The organism is Acidovorax sp. GW821-FHT09A11 (genome assembly GCF_059418365.1).
The window spans coordinates 1-21,087 of the sequence record NZ_JBWKPS010000011.1 but is presented as its reverse complement, the minus strand read 5'-3'; the positions used below and the strand labels follow the sequence as shown (position 1 = coordinate 21,087).

The 21,087-nt window shown below is 66.0% G+C and carries 19 protein-coding genes; 4 read left to right on the top strand and 15 right to left on the bottom strand.

Translation table 11 applies throughout. From position 1 onward, the window contains the following. Window positions 1-115: 115 nt before the first annotated feature. The 4 genes from AC07PV_RS21550 to AC07PV_RS21535 all read right to left on the bottom strand — a co-directional run bounded on the left by AC07PV_RS21550 (window position 116) and on the right by AC07PV_RS21535 (window position 5,081). Window positions 116-2,599, bottom strand: coding sequence for a TonB-dependent siderophore receptor (locus tag AC07PV_RS21550; RefSeq protein ID WP_494631284.1), 2,484 nt, complete (start codon window positions 2,597-2,599; stop codon window positions 116-118). 306 nt (window positions 2,600-2,905) lie between these two features. Beyond that, window positions 2,906-3,991: a FecR domain-containing protein gene (locus AC07PV_RS21545; protein ID WP_494631283.1), complete on the bottom strand. Its 1,086-nt coding sequence runs from the start codon at window positions 3,989-3,991 to the stop codon at window positions 2,906-2,908. Then, window positions 3,988-4,500: a sigma-70 family RNA polymerase sigma factor gene (locus AC07PV_RS21540; RefSeq protein WP_121420580.1), complete on the bottom strand. Its 513-nt coding sequence runs from the start codon at window positions 4,498-4,500 to the stop codon at window positions 3,988-3,990. Before AC07PV_RS21540 ends, AC07PV_RS21545 begins: the two co-directional genes overlap by 4 nt. Window positions 4,501-4,595: 95 nt before the next feature. Next, window positions 4,596-5,081: an Ivy family c-type lysozyme inhibitor gene (locus AC07PV_RS21535; RefSeq protein ID WP_494631281.1), complete on the bottom strand. Its 486-nt coding sequence runs from the start codon at window positions 5,079-5,081 to the stop codon at window positions 4,596-4,598. A gap of 146 nt (window positions 5,082-5,227) precedes the next feature. Here AC07PV_RS21535 and AC07PV_RS21530 point away from each other — a divergent pair, with 146 nt between their 5' ends. From AC07PV_RS21530 to xth, 4 genes are all read left to right on the top strand, one after another. Further along, window positions 5,228-6,067 carry a thymidylate synthase gene (locus AC07PV_RS21530; protein WP_218297744.1) on the top strand — a complete coding sequence of 280 codons (840 nt, stop codon included), beginning with the start codon at window positions 5,228-5,230 and terminating at the stop codon, window positions 6,065-6,067. 106 nt (window positions 6,068-6,173) lie between these two features. After that, the gene (locus AC07PV_RS21525) at window positions 6,174-6,785 is read left to right on the top strand and encodes a DUF4337 domain-containing protein (RefSeq protein ID WP_218297745.1); all 612 of its coding nucleotides are present in this window, start codon (window positions 6,174-6,176) and stop codon (window positions 6,783-6,785) included. A gap of 19 nt (window positions 6,786-6,804) precedes the next feature. Further along, window positions 6,805-7,296, top strand: a complete 492-nt coding sequence (locus AC07PV_RS21520; RefSeq protein WP_218297746.1) for a dihydrofolate reductase — start codon at window positions 6,805-6,807, stop codon at window positions 7,294-7,296. A 584-nt stretch (window positions 7,297-7,880) separates the two neighbouring features. Then, window positions 7,881-8,657 carry an exodeoxyribonuclease III gene (xth, locus tag AC07PV_RS21515; protein ID WP_494631279.1) on the top strand — a complete coding sequence of 259 codons (777 nt, stop codon included), beginning with the start codon at window positions 7,881-7,883 and terminating at the stop codon, window positions 8,655-8,657. Between the two features lie 218 nt (window positions 8,658-8,875). Here the strand turns inward: xth and AC07PV_RS21510 are convergent, their stop codons facing one another. The 11 genes from AC07PV_RS21510 to AC07PV_RS21460 all read right to left on the bottom strand — a co-directional run bounded on the left by AC07PV_RS21510 (window position 8,876) and on the right by AC07PV_RS21460 (window position 20,917). After that, window positions 8,876-9,814: a ferritin-like domain-containing protein gene (locus tag AC07PV_RS21510; protein ID WP_218297748.1), complete on the bottom strand. Its 939-nt coding sequence runs from the start codon at window positions 9,812-9,814 to the stop codon at window positions 8,876-8,878. Between the two features lie 230 nt (window positions 9,815-10,044). Further along, window positions 10,045-11,694 carry a nitrogen regulation protein NR(I) gene (gene ntrC / locus AC07PV_RS21505; protein ID WP_494631277.1) on the bottom strand — a complete coding sequence of 550 codons (1,650 nt, stop codon included), beginning with the start codon at window positions 11,692-11,694 and terminating at the stop codon, window positions 10,045-10,047. A 51-nt stretch (window positions 11,695-11,745) separates the two neighbouring features. After that, a complete protein-coding gene (glnL, locus tag AC07PV_RS21500; RefSeq protein ID WP_218297761.1) occupies window positions 11,746-12,768 on the bottom strand; it encodes a nitrogen regulation protein NR(II) in 1,023 nt (340 codons plus the stop codon). A 98-nt stretch (window positions 12,769-12,866) separates the two neighbouring features. Further along, a complete protein-coding gene (locus AC07PV_RS21495) occupies window positions 12,867-13,373 on the bottom strand; it encodes a hypothetical protein (protein WP_218297750.1) in 507 nt (168 codons plus the stop codon). 202 nt (window positions 13,374-13,575) lie between these two features. Continuing rightward, complete coding sequence (gene glnA, locus AC07PV_RS21490) at window positions 13,576-14,991, bottom strand: type I glutamate--ammonia ligase (RefSeq protein WP_218297751.1); 1,416 nt, start codon at window positions 14,989-14,991, stop codon at window positions 13,576-13,578. A gap of 173 nt (window positions 14,992-15,164) precedes the next feature. Continuing rightward, window positions 15,165-15,986 (bottom strand): competence/damage-inducible protein A, encoded by an 822-nt coding sequence (locus AC07PV_RS21485; RefSeq protein WP_494631276.1) that lies wholly within the window; start codon window positions 15,984-15,986, stop codon window positions 15,165-15,167. Beyond that, window positions 15,983-16,939, bottom strand: a complete 957-nt coding sequence (locus AC07PV_RS21480; RefSeq protein WP_218341548.1) for an EI24 domain-containing protein — start codon at window positions 16,937-16,939, stop codon at window positions 15,983-15,985. The genes AC07PV_RS21485 and AC07PV_RS21480 overlap by 4 nt, the downstream gene beginning before the upstream one ends. Window positions 16,940-16,977: 38 nt before the next feature. After that, entirely contained in the window at window positions 16,978-17,991 is a 1,014-nt protein-coding gene (locus AC07PV_RS21475) for a sterol desaturase family protein (RefSeq protein ID WP_494631274.1), read from the bottom strand. A gap of 86 nt (window positions 17,992-18,077) precedes the next feature. After that, on the bottom strand, window positions 18,078-18,941 hold the full coding sequence (locus tag AC07PV_RS21470) for a polysaccharide deacetylase family protein (protein WP_494631273.1): 864 nt from the start codon (window positions 18,939-18,941) through the stop codon (window positions 18,078-18,080). Continuing rightward, the gene (locus tag AC07PV_RS21465) at window positions 18,914-19,897 is read right to left on the bottom strand and encodes a YncE family protein (RefSeq protein ID WP_218341545.1); all 984 of its coding nucleotides are present in this window, start codon (window positions 19,895-19,897) and stop codon (window positions 18,914-18,916) included. The genes AC07PV_RS21470 and AC07PV_RS21465 overlap by 28 nt, the downstream gene beginning before the upstream one ends. 267 nt (window positions 19,898-20,164) lie before the next feature. Beyond that, a complete protein-coding gene (locus AC07PV_RS21460; protein WP_492253523.1) occupies window positions 20,165-20,917 on the bottom strand; it encodes a 16S rRNA pseudouridine(516) synthase in 753 nt (250 codons plus the stop codon). Window positions 20,918-21,087 lie beyond the last annotated feature (170 nt).

Sequence of the window (21,087 nt, the reverse complement as noted above, 5' to 3'; positions counted from 1 at the left end):
ATCAAGCGGTAGAGGCCAATTTAATCCACATTTTCATGCACTAAGGCCCACTGGGGTGACGCCCATACCCCTCCTCCCTCCATTTGCCCGTCCGCCCGCGGCAGCACTGCTCCCGTCAGAAATCCACCGTGGCAGAGAGAGTCGCCGTGCGAGGACTTCCCACATACAGCCAGTTGCCGGAGCCACTGGACCAGTAGTTGCGGTTGAACAGGTTGTCCACGCCCGCGCGCAGCACCAGCGGCCGGCCCCACGCCTGGGTCTTGTAGCGGGCACCGATGTCCCAGCGCGTCCAGCCCGGAATGCGCCGCAGGTTGGCGGCGTCCACATGCTGCGCGCTGCTGGCGATCATGCGGGCCGACAGCGTCAGCCCTGGAACGGCAGCCACGTCGTGGTCGCTGCCCAGGTTCAGCTGCCAGCGCGACACATTGGGCGCGGCGTTGCCGTTGTAGGTGCCGCCTTCGGTTCGGGTCAGCCGGGCATCGTTGAAGGTCACGCCGCCCAGCAGGCGCGTGCCCCGGGCCACCTCGCCAAAGACATTGAGCTCGACCCCGCGGTTGCGCTGCTCTGCACCGACCTGGTAGGTGAACGTGCCGTCGCCATTGGAGGCCACCAGCCCGCTCGGCTTCTGGATGTGGAACAGGCTCGCCGTGGTGCTGAAGCGGCCCCAGTCGGCCTTCACGCCCAGCTCCCGCTGCTTCGTGCGAACCGGCGGAAACACCTGCCCGGCGTTGGTGGTGCCCAGTGGCGCTGAATCGCCCTGGACCAGCCCTTCGATGTAATTGCCGTAGAGCGATACGTTCGGCTGTAGCTTGAACACCGCGGCCAGCGCCGGCGTCACCGCGTGCTCGTCGTACGCGGCGCTGCCGGCCCCGGTGGTGGTGTCGTACTTGACGACCTTCACGCGCTGGTAGCGGGCGCCCAGGGTGACGGACAGGCGGTCTTGCCACAGCGAGACGGTGTCGGACAGCGCCACGGACGGCAACTGCAAGGAATCGGTCTGTGGCGGCCGCGATGAGAAACCGTCGATGGACGGACGCGCGGTGGCCGCGGGCGCATACATGTTCGTGGCGAAGCTGTCGAAGCCGTAGTACTGCGCCGTGAAGCCGCTGTCCTTCTTCAGGTACGACGCATGCAGGTGGATGCGGTGCGTAAGCTCGCCGGCACGCACCGTGCCTTGCAGCCCGCCTTGCAGGGTGCGGTAGTTCGTCCAGTTGGGCCAGAAGTACGTGGTGGCCTGCGCATCGCCCTGCACGCTGGTCACGAACACGTCGGTGGCGAGGTAGCGGGACCGCGTGTGGCTGCCACCCGCGGCTGCAGAGAGCGTCCAGTCCGGGGTGAGGTCGTACTCGGCCTTGGCCAGAAGGTAGTTGCTGCGCGACCTGGCGAACTCCCAGTCCTGCGCGATGCGATGGCTGGCCCGGGGCGGCCTGGGGATGGCAATGCCGTCGTCGATGCCGAAGCCCGCGGCGCCTTGCGGCGCTTCATTGTTCATCGTCTGGTGGCCGGCATCCACCGAGGCCCGCAGTTGGCTGCCCCGGTAGTCCACGGCCAGCGCCGCAGCGCCCAGCTCGACGGACTGGCCCTGGGTGGCGGTCTTCCCGTCACGGTAGATGCCGTTGAAGCGCACACCCCACTGGTGGTCGTCGCCGAACCGGCGGCCCACGTCCAGGTGGCCGCCCAGGTTGCCTCTGGACAGGTACGTGGTGGTCAGGCGTGTCAGCGGCACATCGCCCGCGCGCTTGGGCACCAGGTTGATGGCGCCGCCCACCGCGCCGCCCGCCCCGGGCGCCATGCCGTTGAGCAACGCGTTGGGGCCCTTGAGCACCTCGACGCGCTCGGCCGCTTCGACCGCCACGGCACGGTTGGTGGCGATGCCGCCGATGCCGTCGAACAGCACCGAGTCCTGCACCGAGAAGCCGCGGATCAGAAAGATGTCGCCCCCAGCAGCAGCGTTCGTCAGGCTGTACGACACCGTGCGCACGGACGGGTCGTTGGCCAGCACATCGGCCACGGTGATCGCCTGCTGGTCCTGCATGAGTTCGGCCGTGTAGCTGGTGATGTGAAACGGCGTGTCCATCAGGCTCTGCGGACCCAGCAGGCCGACCCGGCTGCCCGTGGCAACCTGGCCGCCGGCATGGGCGGGCGGCAAATCGCCGGGCGCTGCCTCGGCGCTGGCCGTCACGGTGACGGCGCCCAGGGTGGCGGCATCGCTGAGCCGGGGTGCCTGCGCTGCAGGGCGCGATGCCTCGCGCAGCGTGAAGACGCCGCCCGTGGTCTGCCGCAGTTCCAGCCCCGAACCTGCCAGCGCGCGGCGCAGTGCCTCGGGCGCATCGAAGCGGCCCCGCACGGGCGCCGCGTTGCGGCCTTCCACCAGCTGGGCATCGGCGGTGAGGGCCAGGCCCGCGTCACGCGCGATGCGGTTGAGGGAAGCCCCCAGTGGCCCGGCGGGCAGGTCGTAGTCGCGCACGGCCGCAGCGCTGGCCGGGGCCGCAGGGGCCTCTGCCGTGGCTGGCTGTGCGGCCACGGCAGAAGCGCCCAACGCGAGCAGCAGCGCTGCAGCGCAGGGGTTCAGCGGAAAGGGGAGAACAGCAGAGGGCATGGGTCAGGCTCCGAAACGGTCACGTCAGAAAAGAGGGGCAACCGCGCCGATGCACGGTCTCTGTCTGATTGCCGAACGGGTGCCGAAAAGTGAGAGGGGGCCGGGGCCATTTATTTTTTGGGCCGGCGTCGCTGGTGGATGGGATGCCGGCTGGCAGGGGCGATCTGGGTTGATCTGCTTGGGCTGCTGGATCTGGGTTGAACGGAATGGAACCGTCGATCAGCCGCACCAAGTTGCTCATCTTTTGATAGCTGCCAGCACTTTCCCATCAAGCGGTAGCGGCCGATTTTCTTCACATTTTCATCCTCAGGGCGCAGCACGCGGCTTGAGCGTGACCCACCAGCGGGTGGTCCAGGCCACATCGACGGGCACGGCCGCGGTCAGCGCCAACAGGGCCTGGTCGGTGTCCGCCAGGGGCAGCGTGCCCGTCACGCGCAACCCGGCCACGCGGGGGTCGACACCCAGGTGGCCGACCCGGTGCCGCGCGAGCGTTGCCACCACCTCGCCCAAGGGTTGGTTGTCCACGACCAGCATGCCGTCCTTCCAGGCATCGGCATCGGGCGGGGCTGCCCACGGGTCCACCCGCCCGCCCTCCAGCCGCGCGCCCTGCCCGGCCGACACGATGCGCTCGGCACTGCACGGCTCGGAGGCTGCTGCCGCACAGGTCGCCGGGCGGGCCGCGACGGCCGACTGGGTGACTGCGACCTCGGTGGCGGGCGTGCTAAGGCTCTGCGCCCCATCGGTGCCAGTGGCTTGCGCCTGTGGCCAGCGGCGCACGGTGAAGCGGGTGCCCAGGGCGCGCAGGCTGCCGTCCTCGGTCAGCACGACGAACGGGCGCCGCTCGGCCGGGTCGGCATGGCTGGTTTCTACCGCGACCTCGCCCGTGCGAAGGTGGATGGTGCGCTGGTCTTGGCTGAACACGACGTCCACGGCGCTGCGGGTGTTCAGGTGCAGCACGGTCTGGTCGGGCAGCACGATGGCGCGGCGCTCGCCGGTGGCGGTGCGGTGGTCGGCCAGCAGTTGGCCCACGGGCTGGTGGCGGTCCAGCAGCAGCACGCCGCAGGCCACCGCCAACGCCAGGCCCAGCACGGCGCCCACCACACGGGCAGGACGGCGCCGGCGCGGTGGCAGCAGCAAGGCCGCGCGGGCTCCAGGCCCTGCGGCGGCACGGGCCAGGTGCTGGTCGATGTCGCCCAGCTGGCGCCAGGCGCGGGCATGGTCGGGGTGTGCCGCCAGCCAGTCGTTCAGGGCTTGGGCGTCCGCCGGCGACGTGGCGCCCTCGCCCTGGCGCAGTTGCCAGCCGATGGCGGCCTCCAGCACGGCAGGCGGCACGGGGTGGTCGTCGCCTGCGCCGCCAGGCAAGCCGCCCGTTGTCCAGCCCGCGCTGCTCACGCCGCGCCGCCAAAACGCAGGTGGTAGGCGTGGCGCATGGCGTTGGCCAGGTACTGGCGCACGCGGGGCACCGACACCTGCAGCTGCTCGGCGATCTCTGCGTGCGTGAGACCGTCGAGCCGGTTCATGAGCCATGCCGCGCGCGTCTTGGGCGTCAGGCCCTGCAGCAGTGCATCGACCGCGTGGAGCATCTGCACGGCGGCCAGGCGCTCTTCGGGGGATGGCTGCAGCACCTCGGGCTGCAGGGCCAGGTCTGCCAGGTAGGCGCGTTCCAGTTCACCCCGGCGCCAGAAGTCCACCAGCAGCCCGCGTGCCACCGTGGTCAGGTAGGCGCGCGGCTCGCGCATCGCGTCGGGGGCGATGGCGGTGGGCCGTGCGAGCAGGCGCACGAAGGTGTCCTGCGCCAAGTCGGCCGCGTCGTCGGCACAACCGAGCCGCCGGCGCAGCCAGGACTGCAGCCACCCGTGGTGGTGGCTGTAGAGCGCGTGCAGGGGGTGAGCGGCAGACATGGCGTGACGGCCTTTTTGAGAATGATTCTTGATTATAGAAACACATTCCCGCCCAGCCCCTGGGCACGCCGCCATCCGGCAGACCGGCTGCGCGCTCAGCGCCGCGCGTTTTCCATCATCGTGGCAACGTGGGCCGGCAGGGTCTTCGGGGTCCCCAGGTCCTGCACGTCCCATTCCTCCCCGCCGGTCAGCAGCCATACGCGTACCGAGTCGGTGGCGGCGTGGACCACGATGGCGGCAGCCTCCGTGTCGCCTGCGTCCGGCCGGTTACCGGTGATGTAGAGCATGGAGCCGTCTTGCCGCAGCGGCCCACTCACCTGCAGGTTGTCCAGCAGCACGTTGTAGTTGGCGAGACCGAGCAGCCCACGCAGCCGCTCGGCCAGCGGGCCGGCACGCAGGAAGTCTGAGCCCCCGACCGGATAGCTGCCTACCTGGGTTTGCAGGTTCGCCCAGGGATTGGCGGGCGCGGCAGGTACCTCGTTGGGCACAGGACGCGCGACCTTGCGCGGCGCCGTGGGCGCCGTGGGTACCGTGCCCACGCAACCCGGCAGCAGCACAGCCAACGCAAGAGCGGCTAGCACGGCGCTTGACAAAGGGGCTGGAGAGATAGGGCGCATGATCGGGGGCTTCTTTCTAAAAAGGGCAGCTGGGCGAAAAGGTCTGCGAGCTTAGCCGGTTCCTGCCGGCAGCCGCCCCCTAAAATCGCGTCTTTCGCCTTCCAACCGCCATGACCGAACACGCCCGCCCCGTCCGCTCGCAATACGAAGACTTCATGCGCCACGTGTTCACCCACGGCGTGGAAAAATCCGACCGCACGGGCACCGGCACCCGCAGCGTTTTCGGCCACCAGATGCGTTTCGACCTGAAGGAAGGCTTTCCGCTCGTCACCACCAAGAAGGTGCACCTGCGGTCCATCATCCAGGAGCTGCTGTGGTTCCTCACGGGGTCGAGCAACAACAACTGGCTCAAGGAGCGCGGCGTCACCATCTGGGACGAATGGGCGCGCGAGGACGGCGACCTGGGGCCGGTGTACGGCGTGCAGTGGCGCAGTTGGCCCACCCCGGACGGCGGGCACATCGACCAGATCAGCGATGTGGTCAGGACGCTCAAGACCAACCCCGATTCGCGGCGCATCATCGTGAGCGCCTGGAACGTGGCCGAGCTCGGCAAGATGGCGCTCATGCCCTGCCACGCTTTCTTCCAGTTCTACGTGGCGCCAGCACAGGAGCCCGGCGGACGCGGCACGCTCTCCTGCCAGCTGTACCAGCGCAGTGCGGACATCTTCCTGGGCGTGCCGTTCAACATCGCGAGCTATGCCCTGCTCACCCACATGGTGGCGCAGCAGTGCGACCTGGATGTGGGTGATTTCATCTGGACGGGCGGCGACTGCCACATCTACAGCAACCACCACGAGCAAGTGCAAACGCAGCTGGCGCGCACACCCTATCCCTACCCGGTGCTGAACATCAAGCGCCGCCCCGGCAGCATCTTCGACTACCAGTACGAGGACTTCGAAGTGGTGGACTACCAGTGCCACCCGGCGATCAAGGCCCCCGTGGCCGTGTGATCACGCACCAGCCCTCCTTGAGACCCCACACCTCCTGAGCCCCAGGGCCAGGTGCAGCAGCGCCCAGCCCGCATCCACCCACAACCACCACCACGAGCTTTCATCCATGTCTTCCGGCGGATTTCACGTACACGGCCCCCACGACCACGCGGTGGAGCATGCCACCCACGGCCACCATGACGACGCCACGGCCAGCCACGGCAACGACGGCAATGGCTCGTCCATGAACAAGATCGCGATGTTCACCGCCATCGTGGCCACGGTGGGCGCGATCTTCTCGTACATGGGCGGCGCCACGCAGGCCAACGCCGGGCTGCTCAAGAACGACGCGGCCATCAAGAAGACCGAGGCCTCCAACCAGTGGAACTACTTCCAGTCCAAGAGCACCAAGCAATCCCTGGCCGAACTGGCCCGCGACCTGGCGCCCGATGACCGCAAGGCCGGCTACCAGACCAAGGTGGAGCGCTACGAAACCGAGAAGAACGAGATCAAGGTGGCCGCCGAGAAGCTCGAGGCCGATGCCCACGAATTCGACCGCAAGAGCGAAGCCCAGATGCACCAGCACCACCGCTGGGCCCAGGCCACCACGGCGCTGCAGGTGGCCATCGCGCTGGCCGCCATTGCGCTGCTCACCAAGAAAAAATGGCTGGAATACGGCATGTACGGCGTGGCCGCCGTGGGCCTGGGCGTGGGTGCCCTCGCCGCCTTGCACATCTGAAAAACAAGGACGTCCCGCCATGCCAGTGCACCTCATCTACGCCCGCGCCGCCAACGGTGTGATCGGCAAGGACAACGCCCTGCCCTGGCACCTGCCGGAGGACATGGCGCACTTCAAGCAGCTGACGCAGGGCTGCCCCGTGGTGATGGGCCGCAAGACCTGGGATTCGCTTCCGGCGCGTTTTCGCCCCCTTCCGGGCCGTACCAACATCGTGGTGACGCGCCAGCACGACTGGCAGGCCGAAGGCGCCCGGCGCGCCGAGAGCCTGGACGCTGCGCTGGCGCAGTGCGATCCCCGCCAGACGGTGTGGGTGATCGGCGGCGCGCAGATTTACGCCGAGGCCCTGCCGACGGCAGACCGGCTGGAGGTGACCGAGATCGCCCGGGACTTCGAGGGCGACGCCCACGCGCCGGTGCTAGGCAAAGCCTGGACCGAGGCCGCCCGCAGCGACCATGTGAGCACCAACGGCCTGCCCTTCAGTTTTGTGAGCTACGTGCGCGCGGCGGATTGAGTCCCTCTTCGGCGGGCACGTGCCCTTCCCTTTCCCCTTGCACCCAGCTATGGGGTGGCTGACGGGGTTTTTGCAGGCGTCTGGTCGCGCGACGGATCGGGCGTCTGTGCGGGGGTAAGGGCCGGAGCGGGTGCCGGTGTTTCCGCTGGCGTCTGCGCGGGCGGGGGAGCTGGCGTCTGGGCCGGCGTCTGCACCGGCGTGGAGGCTGGGGTCAACGCAGGCTGCAAGCCAGGCACCACCGCAGGAGTGTTCACCCCCTGGGCACCTGCAGCCGCGGCCCCCATGGCCAGAACGCAAGCCAGCGCTTGCTGGTGAATGGATGGCATGGAGTTCTCCATCGGGAACAGATTTCCAGTGTCTGCGGAACGGTGGCCGCGAAGCGTCGGACAAATGCCCGTGGTCCCGGGGGATGGGGCGCTTCGTGCCGCGGTGCCATGTCGGGCACGCAATGCACAGGCTGATGCCACAAGAAAGCAATGATGGGTACGATGCGCGCTGCGGGCCTTCGCCCACGGCAGCCACCGCTGCAGCTGCTGGCAGTCAGTGCGGAGCCCTTGTTTTTATTCACTATTACTGTTCAAAAAATGCAAATAGCCACCTGGAACGTGAATTCCCTGTCGGTGCGCCTGCCCCAGGTGCTGGCCTGGCTGGAGGCCAATCCGGTGGATGCCCTGTGCCTGCAGGAACTCAAGCTGACCGACGACAAATTCCCGCACGACGCGCTGAAGGAGGCCGGTTACGAAGCGGTGACCTTCGGCCAGAAGACCTACAACGGCGTGGCCATCCTGAGCCGGCATCCCCTGCGGGACGTGGTGCGCAACATCCCGGGCCACACGGACGAACAGGCCCGCGTCATCGCCGCCACGGTGGACACCCCCTCCGGCGCGTTGCGGCTGGTCAACTGTTATTTCGTCAATGGACAGGCCCCCGGTACGGAAAAGTTTGCGTACAAGATGCTGTGGCTTACGGCGCTGCACCGTTGGCTGCGCGAGGAGTTGCGGGCCCACCCGCGGCTGGCGTTGCTGGGCGACTTCAACGTCGCGCCGGAAGACCGCGACTCATTCGACCCGGTGGGCCTGAAGGACACGATCCACCACACGGTGGAAGAGCGCCGGCACTTCCAGGATTTGGTTGCGCTCGGCCTGACCGATACCTTCCGCATGTTCGAGCAACCTGAAAAAACCTATTCGTGGTGGGACTACCGCATGCTCGGCTTCCAGAAGAACCGGGGCCTGCGCATCGACCACATCCTGGTGAGCGAGGCCCTGCGCCCGACGGTGACGGCGTGCGTGGTGGACCGCGCTCCGCGCAAGAACCCCCAGCCCAGCGACCATGCACCGGTGGTGCTCACAATGGCGTGACGTGTTGGCAAGGCGGCTGCGCTGCTGCCGGCGCCGCCCGCAGCAATTCCACCGGCCAGGGCGCACGCCGGGCAGGCTACAACACAAAGGCTGCAAGGATTTCTCCTTGCAGCCTTTGCTGGTTCATGCAGGGCAGAAGACGCGCCATGGGCCCGCTGGGGGCCCTTGCATGCACCACGGGCCGGAGCCCGGGGTGCAGGCGGTCCGATCAGATCCGATCAGGTGTTCGAGTACGAATCGCGCAGGCCACGCACTTCATCATGGTTGCGCTGCGCCCCTTGGGACTGGCGTTCCACCAGGGCCCGTACATCAGCGGGCAGTGCCGACTTCAAGGCCTTGCGGTAGCGCGCCACGGCAGCGTCCTCGCCGCGCTCGCACTCTTGCAGCACCGCCTTGTCATCGTTGATGGACAGCGCCGACTTGACCGACACCCAGCCCCGGTGCAAAGCCCCGGCCACGGTACCGCCCGAGGCCGGCTCGCCACCCAGGCGGCGGACTTCGCTTTCCAGCTCGGTGGCGGCGGCGGCGCATTCCCGCGCATGGCGCTGGAACACCCCCTTGAGTTGCGCCGAATTGGCGCGCTCGGCACAGGCGGTGAAACCATACTCCCCGTCGCGCGCCGATTCCAGCAGATCGTTGAGAACGTCCACCGTGTCTTCGTTGTCCGCCACGTCCAGCGGAAGCTCGTTGTTGATGCGGGCGCTGGATACGCGGTCCCACGCGGCGCGGGCGGCAGGACGGGCATCCGTCCAGGCCAGGCCGTCCGAATGGCGGGCACGCCAGTCGTCCGCCAGGCGGGGTTCGACGGCCTCAAAGTCGCCTTCGTAGCGGTCTACGGAAGACCAGCCCAGTTCGTAGGCAGGGCGGTATTGGTCGTACGTGCGGCCACCCACGTAGTAGGGCTCGCGGTGGTAGCGTTCGCGCCAGTAGGCGTCTTCATCCGTGGGGTTGACCGCCTCGGCGGCAGCCTTGCCAGCCAGGCCGCCGGCCACGGCGCCCGCCACACCGCCAATGGCTGCCCCCACGGGGCCGCCAAAGGCACCCGCAGCCGCCCCAGCGGCCGCCCCACCCATCGCGGCCCCCACGCCGGTGCCGACGGGATGGGCGCCCGGCTCGTTGGTCAAGGGGTCACGGTTGGCATCGTTGAAATCCGACATAGAAGCTCTCCGGTTGGTTGACAGTGAGTTCATTGTTGGATTCACCCCCGCCGCCCCGGGTCGGTCCATGGAGTGCTTGCGTGTAGGACACCGACCAGCACGCCGCGCCCTCGCCACAGGCTGGGGCGATGCGAACCGTCCGGCGCCTTTCTGCAAGAGGCGCAGCCACACCAATACGCTATATTTTTAATAGCATACAGCGCTTGAAAATAAAGCGCTGCAGGCCAATTTCACCCTTCATCTGACGCATCCAGGCCCAGCTCCTGGATCTTGCGCGTGATGGTGTTGCGGCCAATGCCCAGGCGCTGGGCGGCCTCCATGCGGCGGCCATGCGTGGCGGTGAGCGCGGTGCGGATGAGCCGTGACTCGAATCGCCGCGTCAGGGCATCCCACACCTCGGGCTGGCCACCCGCGAGCAGTTTCTGCGCTTCGGTCTCCAGCGCCTGTTCCCAGCCGTGGCCGACAGGGGCCGCAACCGGCGCCGCGGACACCTCCGGAACCACCGGCCAGGCGGCCGCCCCGGGGGCCACGCTGACTGGCGCAATGGCCGGGGCCATGGGCGGGTGCAGTCCACCAACGCGCTCAGCCGGCACAGCGGCCACGGGGCCCGCATGCGGGAGAGGAGGCGCACCGACGGAAGGCTGCAGCTGCTGCGCGGCAGGCTCGGTGGTGGCGCCTGCACGCGGCACGGGTTGATGGACGGGGGCTTCCAGCACTTCGGGCGGCAGGTCCTGCAGGGAAATGACCTGGGCAGGTGCCATCACAGTGAGCCAGTGGCAGATGTTCTCCAGCTGCCGCACATTGCCCGGAAAGGCAAACTGCTCGAGCCGCGCGAGGGCCGAATCTGCAATGCGCTTGGGCTCCACCCCCAGCTGCCGCGCGCTTTGCTGCAGGAAGTGGCGCGTGAGCACGGGCACATCCTCATGCCGCTCGCGCAGCGCAGGAAGGCGAAGGCGGATGACGTTGAGGCGGTGGAAAAGGTCCTCGCGGAAACCGCCTTCCTTCACGCGCTTTTCCAGATCCTGGTGGGTCGCGGCAATCACGCGCACGTGGGCCTTCACGGCCGCATGGCCACCGACGCGGTAGAACTGGCCGTCCGACAGCACGCGCAACAGGCGCGTCTGCAGGTCGAAGGGCATGTCGCCGATTTCGTCGAGGAACAGGGTGCCGCCCTCGGCCTGCTCGAAGCGGCCGCGCCGCTGCGTCTGCGCGCCCGTGAAGGCGCCGCGCTCGTGGCCGAAGAGCTCGGACTCGAGCAGATCCTTGGGGATGGCGGCGGTATTGATGGCCACGAAGGGCCCGTCGGCGACCGGCGAATGCTTGTGCAGCGCGCGCGCCACCAGCTCCTTGCCCGAACCCGATTCGCCCGTGATGAGCACGGTGACCTGGCTCTGGGAGAGGCGGCCGATGGCGCGGAACACGTCCTGCATCGCGGGCGCCTGCCCGAGCATCTCGGGCGTCTCGGCCTGGCGCTCTTCCGTCACCTCTTCGCGCTGGCTTTCCTCCACCGCCCGGCGGATCAGCTCCACCGCCTTGGGCAGGTCGAAGGGCTTGGGCAGGTACTCGAAGGCGCCGCGCTGGAAGGCGGATACGGCACTGTCCAGGTCGGAGTACGCCGTCATGATGATGACGGGCAGCCCAGGCTGCAGTTCGCGCACCTTTTCCAGCAACTGCAGGCCCGAGCCGCCGGGCATGCGGATGTCGCTCACCAGGACCTGGGGCCCTTGGCGCGCGGGGTCGCCAGCGGTGATGTCGGCCAGCGCATCGAGCACCTCGCGCGGGTGCGTGAAGCTGCGCGTGGGCAGGTTTTCGCGCGCCAGCGCCTTTTCCAGGACGAAGCGGATCGAGGGGTCGTCATCTACTATCCAGATCGGCTTCATATGTTTTTCTTACCTTCCCTGTGGTTGCGTGTCAGGGACCATCGTGCGCTTTCAAGGCAAGGGAATCAGGATGCGGAAGTCGGTGCGACCCGGCACGCTGTCGCATTCGATCAACCCATGATGGCGCTGCACGAAGGTTTGCGCCAACGTGAGCCCCAGCCCTGACCCGCCATCCCGACCCGACACCAGAGGGTAAAAAATCCGCTCCTTGATCGTGTCGGGCACGCCCGGTCCGTTGTCGATGACATGCAATTCCAGTGCCAGCCGGTAGCGCTGGCGACCAAACGTTACTTGTCGGGCCACACGGGTGCGCAGGGTGATGACCGCGTCGCCGGCCGCGATGCGATCGGTCAGCGCCTGGGCCGCGTTCTGCACAATGTTCAACAGCGCCTGGATGAGCTGGGCGCGGTCGCCGCGGAATTCGGGGATCGAGGTGTCGTAGTCGCGCTGCACGCGCAACCCCTGCGGGTACTCCACCAGCACCAGCGAGCGCACGCGCTCGCACACTTCGTGGATGTTCACGTCGCCCACCAGGTGCGGGTGGCGGTGTGGCGCGAGCAGCCGGTCCACCAGGCTTTGCAGGCGGTCGGCCTCGTGGATGATGACCTGGGTGTACTCGGTGAGCTCGCGGCTCTCGAGCTCCATCTCCAGCAGCTGGGCGGCACCACGGATGCCGCCCAGGGGGTTCTTGATCTCGTGGGCCAGGTTGCGGATGAGTTCCTTGTTGGCCTGGGCCTGGTCGAGCAGGCGCTCCTCGCGGTCCTGCCGCGCCTGCTGCTCCAGCGGCCACAGCTCGACGAGGATCTCGCCCACCTGCTCGGCGTCGGCAACGTTCACATGCACGGGCACCGGGTCCTGGTGCAGGCGCTTGAGGCTCGCCTCATACCGCAAGGCGGCAAAGTCCTTGCCCCGGGCACCTGCCAGCGCGGTCTGCAGCAACGCGGGGTCGGTGAAAAAGGTGGAGAAGTCCACGCCTTCCAGGGTGCGGCGCGACAGGCCGAGCGTGTTTTCCAGTGCCGCATTGGCAAATTGCACGGCGCCATCGGCGCGCAGCACGGCCACCAGGGTCGACATCAGATCCAGCGAATGGAATCGCCCTGTGTCGGTGGCTGGGGTGTCGGGAAAGGGCGAAGAGCTCACACGCGTGCCATGCAAGAAAAAAGGAAGGTGACTTAGTTGGCGGGCGGCAGGCGTGCGATCTCGCGCTTGATGCCGGCAATGTCGCTTTCGCTGCGGGCCACGTTGGCCTTGAGCTCCGCCGTGCGTTCCATGTAGCGCTGGGGGTTGCGCAAATCGAGGGCATTGCGCTCTGGCGCGCCGCCGTTGTATTCCTTCACCAGCTCGGCATGGCGGGCCTCGGCCTTGCGCAGTTCGGATTCGAGAATGGCCCGCGCATCGGCATCGCGCGCTTTCTGGTCGTTGCTGTTGGCCCGGGGTGCATTCGAAGGTGCCGCCGTTGCCGCAGGCGTGCCGCCGCCCGAGGGCGCCGGGGCCGCCGACGCCGGCCGGGTGCCCTGCACGACGGTGACATTGCCGCCTTCCACCAGCTTGCATCCCCGCTCCTTGGCCTGGGCGGCGTTGTTGGTGTATTCGTTGCCACAGCGGTAGATGCGGTCTTGCGCCCACGCGGCCGGTGCCGTCGCGGCGATGAGTAACAGGGTGATGAGCGTTTTCTTCATTCGGTTTCCTCGCACTGCCATGCAGGGGTCAGGGGAGTATCCACCAATCACCATGCATCGCCAATCCAACACCAGCAGGCCCTCGCAGGGCTTTGTACATGGATGCAACGGCCCCGGGATTGGTTTCACCAGCCTCTCCGGCCCCATGAAAAAAGGCGGCCAAGGCCGCCTTTTTGGTGAGCAACAGCCTGCAGGGAGGCGATTACAGCGAGTAGTACATGTCGTACTCGACAGGGTGAGGCGCCATGCGGAAACGCGTGACTTCGCCCATCTTGAGCTCGATGTACGCGTCGAGCATGGAGTCGGTAAAGACGCCGCCCTTGGTAAGGAAACCACGGTCCTTGTCCAGATACTCCAGGGCCTGGTCCAGGCTGTGGCAGACGGTGGGCACCAGCTTGTCTTCTTCGGGTGGCAGATGGTACAGGTCCTTCGTGGCGGCTTCGCCCGGATGGATCTTGTTTTCCACGCCGTCCAGGCCGGCCATCATCAGGGCCGAGAAGGCCAGGTAAGGGTTGGCCGATGGATCGGGGAAGCGCGCTTCGATGCGGCGGCCCTTGGGGTTGGCGACGTAAGGAATGCGGATCGAGGCCGAGCGGTTGCGGGCCGAGTAGGCCAGCTTCACAGGGGCTTCGAAGCCGGGCACCAGGCGCTTGTACGAGTTCGTGCCGGGGTTGGTGATGGCGTTCAGGGCACGTGCGTGCTTGATGATGCCGCCGATGTAGTACAGCGCGAAGTCCGACAGGCCGGCGTAGCCGTCGCCCGCGAACAGGTTCTTGCCGTCCTTCCAGATGGACTGGTGCACGTGCATGCCGGAGCCGTTGTCGCCAGCGTAGGGCTTGGGCATGAAGGTAGCCGTCTTGCCGTAGGCGTTGGCCACGTTCCAGACCACGTACTTCAGGACCTGGGTCCAGTCAGCGCGCTCGACCAGCGTGCTGAAACGCGTGCCGATTTCGTTCTGGCCAGCGCCCGCCACTTCGTGGTGGAACACTTCGACCGGGATGCCCAGGGATTCGAGGATCAAGGACATTTCGGCGCGCATGTCCTGCGTGCTGTCGACAGGAGGCACGGGGAAGTAGCCGCCCTTGACGGTGGGACGGTGGCCGCGGTTGCCACCTTCGAGCTTGGCGCCCGAGTTCCAGGGGGCTTCGTACTCTTCGATCTCGAACATGACCTTGCCGGGTTCGTTGGACCAGCGCACACCGTCGAAGATGAAGAATTCTGGCTCGGGGCCGAAGAAGGCCGTGTCGCCCAGGCCGGAGGCCTTCAGGTAGGCTTCAGCGCGCTTGGCGATGGAGCGTGGGTCGCGGTCGTAGGCCTTGCCATCACCGGGTTCGATCACGTCGCACTGCAGGAACAGCGTGGTTTCTTCGAAGAAGGGGTCGATGTTGGCGGTGCTGGGGTCGGGCATGAGCTGCATGTCCGAGGCTTCAATGCCCTTCCAGCCAGCCACGGACGAACCGTCGAATGCGTGGCCGGACGTGAACTTGTCTTCATCGAAGTGGGACACCGGCACGGTCACGTGCTGTTCCTTGCCCCGGGTATCGGTAAAACGGAAGTCAACGAACTTGACTTCGTTCTCCTTCACCATCTTCATCACGTCTGCAACGGTCTTGGCCATCAGGTTCTCCTGGGTAAAGCGCTTGTTGAAAAAAGAATTTGTGGAAATAAAAGCAGTTTGCGTGCCAGCTGGGTGCAGCCGCCGCACTATGAAGGAGCACTACGGACTGCAGGCCGATAGGACATTTGCGAGATTGCACCAATAAGGTGCACAACAACGATCAACACCAAGCATTACAAATTGCGCACCAATTCAGGGCCACACTCCGCACCAAAACTGTGCAATCCCGTCTTGAGATCCTGCCAGGCGGCCGGGACCAAGGGAGCAGGACCTTTGACGCCCAGTTCGATGTGCCGCCCGTATTGTGGATGATCCACGCTGGGTAAGCTGAACACCCGGACCTCGGGGTGCGATTTTTCTATGCGCTCCATGAGAGGTGTCAATGCTGCCTCCATCGCGCCATAGACCACCACCGACTGCTCGACCTGGGGAGCACGGTTGAACAGGTCTGCATAGTGGTGGTCGAGCACCCATTCGATCATGGGCCAGGCCATGACCGGGAATCCTGGCACGAAATGGACGGCACCGCCGCCAGCGCCCTCGCAGCTGAAGCCGGGAATCTTGTTGTAGGGATTGGGGATGATGCGGGCGCCTGCGGGAAAGACGCCCATGTTGAGCCGGTGCACATTGTCCGGCCGCTCGGCTTCGTATGGCACACCTTGCTCCCGCGCCACGTCCTGCATGCGTTCGCAGATCAACGCCTCGGCCTCGGCATGCAGAGCCAGCTCACGGCCCAGGGCACCTGCCGCGCATTGGCGGGTGTGGTCATCGGGCGTCGCACCGATGCCTCCGCAGGAGAAGACTACATCGCCCGAGGCAAAGGCCCGCCGCAGTGTCGCGGTGATGCGGTCCGGGCTGTCCCCGACGTAGTCCGCATACGACAGCGACAGGCCGCGAGCCGAGAGCAGTTCGATGACTTTGGGCATGTGCTTGTCGGCGCGCTTGCCCGACAGGATTTCATCGCCCACGATGATCAGGCCGAAAGAGGGATTCATGGGGAAGGGGTTCCGTGGGTGGGAGATGGCGTCGGAGGCGCTGCGAGTGCCGCCGGGGCTGCGGCAGCAGGAGGCGGCTCGGCACTGGCGTCCGGTCCGCGCGCCAGCTCCTTCGCCGGCGCAAGGATCGGGGGCGCCTCAGCGGCCACCGGCCCCGCAGCCTCTTGCCGCAGGCGTGCCAACGCGGCCAGGCAGTAGTGCGCGAACCACAGCGATGAAAATGCGAAAACGAGGGTGTAGATCCAGATCGCCAACGGCACCAGGATGAAAAAGGCCGCTGCAAACACCACCCCCGAGGCCCATACGATGCTGGGCGCAGCGCCGAGGTAGCCCGTCAGGATGCCAATGCCCAGCAGGCTGCTGCGGTGGCGGCGAAAAATAGCCTGCCGCTCCTCCTTGCTGGCATGGTCGGCCAAGGCATCGAAAGCCATCACCCGGTAAGTAAGCCACCCCCAGATCAAGGGCGGCAGGATGAGCACCAGCGGCGGCACCAGCCACAGGGGCACCGACACCACCAGGGCGATCAATGCCAGCAACGTGGAACTGACCGACCACACCACGCTGGCGATGAAGGAGCCGCCCTTCTTGCGCTCCAGGGCCGGAAAGCGCCGGTCGGCCACCAGCGCCACCAGTGCAGGCGTCATGAGCACCGCCACCACCAGCAGGGAAACCACCACCAGCGCGGGAGCCACCGCCAGGATCACCATCAGTGGCGCCACCACCGAAGTGACATCTCCCAACCCCCAGCCCTGCAGCCAGCTCCAGAAGCTGGCCAGGAGGGCGGATGCGTCCAGCAGTGCGCGCATTCCCCGCACGGCGCCGTCCCAGTAGAAGTACCCCAAGCCCAGCGCCAGCGCCACCATCAGCACGAGCGGCAGCACGGACAGGGCAATCACACGCGGGCGCAGGCAGTAGGCAGCGGCGCGCCAGAAAGAATCAAACAGAAGTCCCATGCCGGCAAGCATACCGTCTTGACCGTCCGCAGGGGCTTTCAAGCCTTGCCGAGCAGCCGCAGCAAGCCACGCCATTGCTGCGACCAGAAACCCTTGCCGTAGTCCCGTACCTGCCCGGTCGGCCCCGCCTCCACCTGGTCGCGCACGCCCGTCGGATCGAAGCGCAGCTCGAAATTGGCGGTGCGCATCAGAATGTCCCACCAGGGCAGCAGCACTCCGAAGTTGTGGCCGCCCAGGACGGTGCGATACCTTGCGCGCCCCGCGCTCGCCCCCTCACCCGGCAGCGGCTTGATGGTTTCATGGCCGATCCCAATGCTGTGGTGCAGGCGGTGAAAGCGCGGGCTCACCCACAGCCGCTCGCCCCAGCGGCCAAACCACAGACGCACGTTGGCATGCTGAAAGCTCTCGCTGAGCTGCGTGATGGCGACGATGGCGATGAACTGCCCCGGCGCGACCCCGATGAGTTGCGCCACCACCACGAGAATCGTGTCGCGCAGCAGGTCATCGAGCAGGTGGTTGCGGTTGTCGCTCCACATGGTCATCTGGCGCTGCGCATGGTGCAGGGAATGAAGGCGCCACCACCATTCAAAATGGTGCTGCCCCCGGTGAATCCAGTAGTCCACGAAATCGAACACCACCAGATACAGCAACAGGCTGACCCAGGGTACATCGGTGATACCGAGCCAGAGGCCATCGAGCTGGAATGTGCTGATGCCCGCCACCCGCAAGGCGCCGAAGAACGAATCCGCCAGCGGGTCCACCGCCAGGAACAGGCCCAGCCGGAACAGGCCCAGCCGGTGAATCAGCGTGTAGAGAATGTCGGTGCGGATCGTCGCCCGGTCGGTCACGGCCTCCACCGGCCGCCAGCGCTGCAGCGGGCCAATCACCGCGGCGATCACCACGAGCTGCAAAAGACCCACCAGTATCCAGCCCGCGGCCTCGTAGCCGCTTTCAAGCTGGTTCCCCAGTCCCATGGCGAACATCGCTGGCTGCAACAGGCTTTCAAAAAGCCATTGCTGAATCGCATCAAATCCGTTGCCTAGCCACCCCATCGCGTCACGCGCCCTCCGTACCGCCGGCCCCGCCTGCGCTCAGGCGGCGGCCGTGCACAACCCAAACAATCCCCGCCGCCATGATCTCAGCGCCCCTTCCCGGGTGCATAGTCAGGATGCTCGCGCAATGTGCGAAAGCAAAACCCCCGCTCCTTGAGGCCCACGATCAGCGGCTCCAGCACCGCCGGCGCCCACGGGTCCTTGCGCGACCAGATGCCCAGGTGGGCCAGCAGGATGTCGCCACTGCGCACCTCGCGCAAGGCCTTGTGCAAGAGCGCGGCGTTGCTGGCCTTCTCACTGGGCAATTCGTCTCCCAGGAACCCCGCCGGGGACCACCCCACATGCGTGAAGCCGCATGCGCGCGCACTGGCGAGCAGCCGTGGCGATGTCTTGCCCCCCGGCGCGCGAAACAGAGGCAGGGGAGTCTTGCCCGTCAGCACCTGCAACCGGTCCGCGGCCCGGGCGATCTCTTCGCAATACCCGGCGGCCGTCAGCACGAAATCCTGCCCCTCTCGAGGCCCTGCCGAGGGACGCACGCGGAACGAAGGGTTTTCTACCGTGCCAAGGTCGGCGCGCCAGTACGTGTGGTCCCAGGTGTGCGAGGCAAACTCATGCCCTTCTGCCGCGCGTGCGCGCCACCACGAAGCCCAGTGGGCGCCCAGGCTGCCATCGCCTTCCTGGGTCCGCTCATTGGCGGCAAAGAACGTCACGCGCACCTGCTGGCGCGCGAGAACCTCCGCGACCAGGGGCGCCACGGCCATGTGGCCCGTGTCAAAGGTGAGGTAAACAGGAGTTTTACAGTCGTTTTGGGCATTGGCGCCCGATATGCATGCGCCAAGCGCTATAAAAAATATAGCACCCCTGATCCCGCGGGCAAGCTGCCCCCAACCCCGGGAAAGCCGGCTACGGCCAGCCCCGCCGTTCAGCGCGGCGCGTGCTGCAGCGTCCATACGCCGTGGGGAGACTTGCCCACCGTGACCTGCCGCACGACCTTCTTCGTTTCAGTATCCACCACGGACAGCTTGCGCGCCCAGCGGGAACTGACATAGATGAAACGGCCATCGGCGGACACCTCCATGCAGTCGGGCCCCCCGGGAACAGGGTAGGACTCGACCACCTGCTGGGTCGTCATGTCGATCTTGCTGATGGAGTTGGCCACGCGGTTGCTGACATACAGATGCCGTCCGTCACCCGCCGCGCGGAAAGCGTGCGCCCCATTGCCCGTCTTGATTTTCTTGATGCTCACGGGTTCGCGACCGGAAACGTCGAACACCTCCACGCTGTCACTGCCAGTCAGGCCCACGAACACGCGCTTGTCGTCTGCGCTGCCGTAGACATCCGCAGGCATGGCTCCTGTTTTGATGCGCCACTTGATCGTCTGCGTCGCGATGTCGATGGCCACCAGTTCGTCGCTGTCCTGCATCGTGGAGTACACCGTGGTACTTCGGCTGTCGATCCACAAATGGCTTGGGGTGCGGGATGTGGCCACGCGCTGGACGAGAGTCAGTTCCTTGCCATCCCAGCGATAGAAGTCCACGTGGTTGAGCCGGTTGGCCGCCGTGATGAACCACTTCATGTCCGGTGTAAAGCGCAAGTGGTAAGGGTCCACGATGCCGCGGACGGTGCGCTGGACCTGTGCCGTGCGCGGATCCAGGAACGTCAGCGTATCACCCAGCGCATTGGCCACGATGATCGACTTCTCATCGGGGGTGAGATAGAGATGGTGAGGCTCCTTGCCCGTGGGAATGCGGACGGTCTCGGTCCAGGTCGCAGGGTCAATGACGCTGACATTGGCTTCCAGGGAATTGAGCACGAACAAAGGAGGCGCTCCAGCCAGCACGCCCCCCATCGACATCCAGAGCCCACCCAGCGCAAGGTATGCGCGTGCAATCGAAAAAATCTTCACACAACCACTTTCAACACAGCATTCGAGTGTAGCGCCGCCCATGCGGATACCCCGAACAGGAACACGTAACATCCTTGATGTAGAACGGCCTTGGATCAAGAAACCAGGCTTCGAAAGGCCAGAAGCTCGGCATCGAGAGGGCACGGATTCAGGTGCTTCCAGCTACAAGCCCCCTCAATCAGTAGCACCCACATTGGAATGTTCTCCAAGCAGCCAAGCACTGAATACACGCGAGAGTGCTGCTGTGCGCTCCCCTCCTCTTACCTCTCAATTGGATTGAGCAAGCAAACCCAGTTCGTCGTGGTTGAGCCATTTCCACGCACCGGGGGCCAGATCAGATGGCAACTCCATCGCACCGATGCGCGACCGATGCAGCCCCTCCACGCGATTGCCAACAGCAGCGAGCATGCGCTTGACCTGGTGGTATTTTCCTTCCGTCAGCGTGAGGGCCAGCCGATGGCTCTCCACTTGCTCGCAGGCCGCTGCCCTCACCGGTTTTGGATCGTCGTCGAGCACCACGCCTGCAAGCAGCTTTGCGATCTGTCCGCCATCCACGGGGTGCTTCGTGGTGACTTGGTACACCTTGGCTACATGTTTCTTGGGCGAACTCATCCGGTGAATGAACTGTCCATCATCGCTCAGCAACAGCAATCCTGTGGTGTCCTGGTCCAGCCGGCCCACAGCCTGCACCCCTTGAACCGCACTTTTCGTAGGCCGCTGGCGCAAAGGGGGCGGCAGCAAGGTATAGATGCTCGGGTAAGTCGAAGGCTTTTGAGAGCATTCGGTGCCTGCGGGCTTGTGCAGCAACACATACGCTTTAGCGTGATAGGGCCAATCGACGCCCTGAACGCGCAGTATCAACCCTTCCGGCTCCAGCTCGGCTGCCGCGTCGGTGCACGGCTCGTAACCCTGGGTGTCGGACGACGATTCGCGCACCGATACCCAGCCCTGCTGTACCAACCCCGCGCAGACACGGCGGGTGCCAAAGCCTTGGGAATACAGAATATCTTGCAGCTGCATAACGCGGAGAAATAGAAGCTAGTTGAATGTAAACGTGCTTGCGTGCGGCCCAAAGCAAAACGCCCTTCTACTCAGCAGAGCAGAAGGGCGGTTTGGGCTGTAAGAGCCTGACGATGACCTACTTTCACACGGGAACCCGCACTATCATCGGCGCAAAGTCGTTTCACTGT